Consider the following 4,635-nt stretch of genomic DNA (forward strand, 5'->3'; position numbering starts at 1 on the left):
CGCGGGGCTAGAGCGCGTGATGTACGTAGATATTGATGTCCACCACGGCGATGGGGTGCAGGTCTGCCACTGGGACGATCCCCGGGTACTGACCCTCTCGCTGCATGAGTCAGGGCGCTGGCTCTTTCCTGGTACGGGAGGCGTGGAAGAAACGGGTGGCGAAAATGCGCCCGGCTCCGCGATCAATGTGCCCTATGCTCCCTACAGCGGCGATGAGGTCTGGTGGCATGGCTTTGAACAAGTCGTCCCTGAGGCATTTGCACGCTTCCAGCCCCAGGCGCTGGTGTTGCAACTCGGGGCCGATGCGCACTTCGCCGACCCACTGGCGCATCTGCAAGTGACATCGCGCACCTGGATGCGAGCCGTGGAGACGCTTCTCGCAATGGGTAAGGGCAAAGACATCCCCATTGTGGTCACAGGGGGCGGCGGCTACAATATTGCGACGGTCGAGCGGCTCTGGACTCTGGTAGCTCTCACCTGTGCGAGGCTTCCCTGCCCGGAGGACTTGCACGACACAGAGATGCCCGCACGGGATGCCGAGCAGCAACGCACAGCGCTGGCCTATCTGGACGGCCAGCTTGCCGCACTACGGGGAGCCCTGAGATGGTAGATTCTCTTACCACACTGCAAGACGAGGCCTTGGCCGCTGAGGCTGCTGCGCGGGATGCCTTTGCGGCGTTTTATAGCGGCCTGACAACCGGTGATGAACAGAGCGCACTGCCCCTGGAGGTGACACAGGCACTGGCTCTCTGGGTGGAGGCGCGTAAGCGCTGGGAGCTGGCTCAGGAGCTGCCTAGAGCCGTGTCCGCACCGCGCCTGGGGCTTAAGCCGCCAAGCGCTGTTGTGTTGCCAAACTCCCTGTCCGCCCGCGATGCACTGGCCGCGCTCTTTGCCCCACAGCTCTGGCAGACCGAAGCCTCCGGGCTCGCACTGGTGGCACAGGTGAGCGACTCGGCTCAGGTGCGGGTGGAGTTCGACGAAGTACTGGGCTTTGGGCCGGAGCAGGCTATTCGCCAGATCGCGCGCTCGGGCCCCGCCGCTGCACAGACCTTTCTGGCTCTGGCAAGCCTCTGGATGGAGCGCCTTGCCGAGCAGCCGCACGAGACCTACTTAACGCTGGCGGCATCGGATCTGCTGCGCTTCCAGGGAAAGAAAGCCACGCCCAAAGGCGGCTACCACCGTGAAGATATATTAGCCAAGGGGCGGGATCTCTATCTCCTGAGCCGGATCTCGGTTCCTCACGCCGTGCGCAACGAGAGCCTGAGTATCGGGCGGCTTCTCTCGCTGGAGGCACTTGAGGCAGGGCACGAGGCCGGGGGGCAGAGCATTGTCCGGTTTCGCTACCACCTAGGCCAGGAGGCTCATAGCTGGATGCAGGAGAGTGTGGCGCAGGTGGCTCCCCGGCTCCTGGCCTACCATCCGATCCGGCAGAAGTACCAGATCTTGCTGGGGTTTTGTTTGGCGTGGCACGCGGGCAACCACCCGGAGCAGTCGGAACTCTCCTTGCCCCATCTGCTGGAGCTCGCGGCTATTCCCTTGCCCGACAAGCGCCTCGGCGAGTTCCTGACCAGTGTGGAGGACGCCCTCGCGGATCTGGCACACGATGGGATTCTTCCCACAGTCAAGCTAGTTAAGCCAAAGGGCTGGCACGAGCTCCTCGCCACCCGTCAGACCCGGACTCTTCTCCAGCAAAGCAGGGTTCAAATAGAAAACCCCCGGTCGGCACCTGCCGACCGGGGGTAAGCTAGGGGCTAGTTGCCCCCGCCACCGCGACGACCACCCTGTTGCATCCCAGCAGCGCGCTCTTTGGCTGCTTTCTCCAGAACTGCAAGCTGCTCCTTGGAGAGATTCAGATCCCCCATGTAGGGCAGGAGTCCAAACGCGGACGCTGCCTTGAACCCGGGCATCGCTGCCTTGAGAGCTGCGCTCTGCTCAGGGGTTAGCATCGCCTCGATTGCCTTGCTAGCCTTGGCTTCATCGTTGGTGAGCTGCTCCTGCTTGGCACGCATCTGCTCCATCATGGCCTGCATCGCTTCACGGTCGAAGCCGCCGCCACCCGCACCGCCTGCACCACCCGCGCCGCCGAAGCCCGCACGCATCGCCTTGCGCTGCTCATCGAGCTTATCCTGCATTCCCTTGATCTTAGTAGCCTGATCGCCTGTCAGGCTGAGGGTCTTGGCCAGAAGCGCACTGGGAATGCTCGCCACGGTAACCTCACGCTGACCGCCAAACATACCACCGAAGCCGCCGCCCTGACGTCCGCCACCCTGGCCACCAGCGCCGCCTTGACGTCCGCCACCAGCGCCACCGCCCTGTGCAAACGCAGACACACTCATCATCGTAAACGCCGCCAGAACGGCAGCCACCCGCATCGTCTTATGCATAGAAAAAGAACCTCCAATACTTATTTTGCAGGGCATTTCTGAAGAAAGTATTAAAGACGACTCAGAGGACAGAGCGAAAATAGCGCTCCGTCACTCTCTAGTGCAAGCGCACCCTGCTGATCCGTCCGGAAAATTGTCACATTTTGCTCTACTAGCCGCTGGAGTGTCTCTTTATGCGGGTGCCCAAAGCGATTTTCACGTCCACAGGAGAGAATCGCCGCTTGGGGAGAAGCGGCACGCAGAAAGCTCGCGCTTGTGGAAGTCCGTCCCCCATGATGACCGACTTTGAGCACCTGCGCGGCAAGCTCTTGTCGTGCACCGAGCAGGCTTTGCTCCGCCTCAAGCTCTGCGTCCGCCGCAAAGAGCACCCGTATTTCTTTGTAGACCAGCCGTGCGACAATTGCGTTGTTGTTATCATCGCTGCGTGTTCCGGTGAGCCAAGGCATCTGGGGATGCAGTATCTCCAAGGACGTACTCTTACCCAGATCAAAGCGCTGCCCTCGCGAGGCCTTATGCACCATCACCCCCCGAGCTTTCCACAGAGCACGCAAGTGCTCCATAGGGCTGTTGGGTGGGGCGGGCAGTCCCGAGTCTAGAGCGGCACGTACGACGAGGCGCTCCGTGACCGCCAGCAAGCCCTGCACATGGTCATCATCGGGGTGTGTCGCGACCAGCAAGTCCACTGTCGAGATGCCCCGGCTCCGTAGAAAGGGCACCACGATGCGGCTCCCCGGGTCCGTGCCGGCCTGAGGATCGCTGCCCGGAGCTCCGCCCCCATCCATCACGACGACCCGCCCTGATGGCGCTTCGATCACAGCGGAGTCGCCTTGGCCGACGTCTAGAAAAGTGATCCTTAGGCGCTCTGGTGCACTGCGGCACCCGGCCAGCAGCGCGAGCAGTAGCATCCCAGGGCGCATTGGTTAGTGCTTAATCTCGCCGATCCAAGGGTTTGTGTAGTTTGTCGGCTTGTTGCCCTTGGTGCCGCGCCCTGCAATCTGCACCGCGCCATTTTGCGCCACGAGCAGTGCCTCCGCCAGGTTCTCACAGAGGTTCCGATCCGAGTTGCTCGGCCCGCCCGCCACCACCTGATAGACCAGCTTGGGCCGACGTACCGCGCGTTTCAGGAGGTAGTCATCGGGCAGGGGCATGCTCTCGGGCAGGAGCGCGGTCACTGTGCAGCCATTGCCCTTAGAAGACGAGAGGCTAAAAAAGTGCCAGGCGGCTCCCTCCACCACAAAACGCGCCTCCGCAAGGCCCGTCTCCGCATGGATCGTCCCCGTTTCATCCGCCACCCCGGGCACGAAACCACGCTCTGTCAGGCAGTCCAGCAGCTCAGCAGGGGTCAGCGGCTCGGCCGCAGGGGTCCATATATGGGCGATCGCGACGCCTCGGGGAAGTTCAGTCATGCCAACATTATACATGGCATGTTTATTGCCACTTAACTCACTCCGTCGCCTAGAACTTTCGAAGTCGTAAAAAATGGTTAGAACTACAGAATACCTTGCCTACTGCGTGATCGGCTCTCCTTTAGAAACTCCCCTGCGTACGGTTCGAGACTGCAAAGAGAGCTGGTATCGTCTGCGAGGCAAGTACCCGGAGTGGCACGCGCTCTGGAATGAGAAACGCGCCATCGAGCAAGCGCTCTGTCGGCTGATCCAGCCCAGCATGAACTGTTTAGATATCGGCTGTCATCTCGGAGCGATGCTGAGCCGACTCTGCCGCTACGCCCCGTACGGCAAGCACATCGCCTTTGAACCCACTCCCTATAAAGCCGCTTGGCTGCGCAAGAAGTATCCGTTCGTGACTATCCAGGAGCTGGCTCTCAGTGACACTCCGGGCAAGGCAGCGTTTCATCTCTACCCAGGGAAATCAGGCTTCAACAGCCTGCGCCCCAACCGCTGGATGGACACGCAGCCGCAGGGAGTGACGGTGCAGTGCGTGCGCCTCGATGATCTCATTACCTCTCGCGAACGATTTGGATTCATCAAAGTGGATGTCGAGGGCGGCGAGCTTGCCGTCTTGCGCGGCGCGACGGCGCTGCTCACACGCGATCGCCCCTCGATTCTCTTTGAGTCCACGCGGGGCGGCCTGGAAGCCTTCGATCTGACGCCCCCGCACCTCTACGATTTTTTAACGGAGAACAACTATCAAATCTTTGTCTGCGCCGACTGGCTCGCCGGTCGCCCCGCCCTCTGCGCCGCAACATTTGCTCAGCTACATCAGCCGCCCGTTCAGGCACTCAACTTCCTGG

General features: G+C 61.4%; 5 protein-coding genes and 1 pseudogene. 3 read left to right on the forward strand and 3 right to left on the reverse strand.

Annotation, left to right across the window (positions count from 1 at the left end):
• Both ACH2EH_RS11185 and ACH2EH_RS11190 read left to right on the forward strand, forming a co-directional pair.
• Positions 1-610: pseudogene (locus tag ACH2EH_RS11185) on the forward strand (acetoin utilization protein AcuC); the annotation flags it as partial.
• Positions 604-1,743: a hypothetical protein gene (locus ACH2EH_RS11190; RefSeq protein ID WP_395141673.1), complete on the forward strand. Its 1,140-nt coding sequence runs from the start codon at positions 604-606 to the stop codon at positions 1,741-1,743. The pseudogene ACH2EH_RS11185 and the gene ACH2EH_RS11190, both read left to right, overlap by 7 nt.
• 8 nt (positions 1,744-1,751) lie before the next feature.
• Here ACH2EH_RS11190 and ACH2EH_RS11195 read toward each other — a convergent pair whose 3' ends face one another.
• From ACH2EH_RS11195 to ACH2EH_RS11205, 3 genes are read right to left on the reverse strand one after another with little or no spacing between them, the layout of a single operon-like run.
• A complete protein-coding gene (locus ACH2EH_RS11195; protein ID WP_395141675.1) occupies positions 1,752-2,384 on the reverse strand; it encodes a Spy/CpxP family protein refolding chaperone in 633 nt (210 codons plus the stop codon).
• A 50-nt stretch (positions 2,385-2,434) separates the two neighbouring features.
• The gene (locus ACH2EH_RS11200; protein ID WP_395141677.1) at positions 2,435-3,301 is read right to left on the reverse strand and encodes a ComEC/Rec2 family competence protein; all 867 of its coding nucleotides are present in this window, start codon (positions 3,299-3,301) and stop codon (positions 2,435-2,437) included.
• 3 nt (positions 3,302-3,304) lie between these two features.
• Positions 3,305-3,790 carry a hypothetical protein gene (locus tag ACH2EH_RS11205; RefSeq protein ID WP_395091131.1) on the reverse strand — a complete coding sequence of 162 codons (486 nt, stop codon included), beginning with the start codon at positions 3,788-3,790 and terminating at the stop codon, positions 3,305-3,307.
• A gap of 73 nt (positions 3,791-3,863) precedes the next feature.
• Here ACH2EH_RS11205 and ACH2EH_RS11210 point away from each other — a divergent pair.
• The coding region (locus ACH2EH_RS11210; RefSeq protein WP_395141679.1) for an FkbM family methyltransferase at positions 3,864-4,635 on the forward strand (772 nt) is incomplete at its 3' end.

Source organism: Armatimonas sp. (assembly GCF_043760365.1).
In the GTDB taxonomy this organism is placed as follows: domain Bacteria; phylum Armatimonadota; class Armatimonadia; order Armatimonadales; family Armatimonadaceae; genus Armatimonas.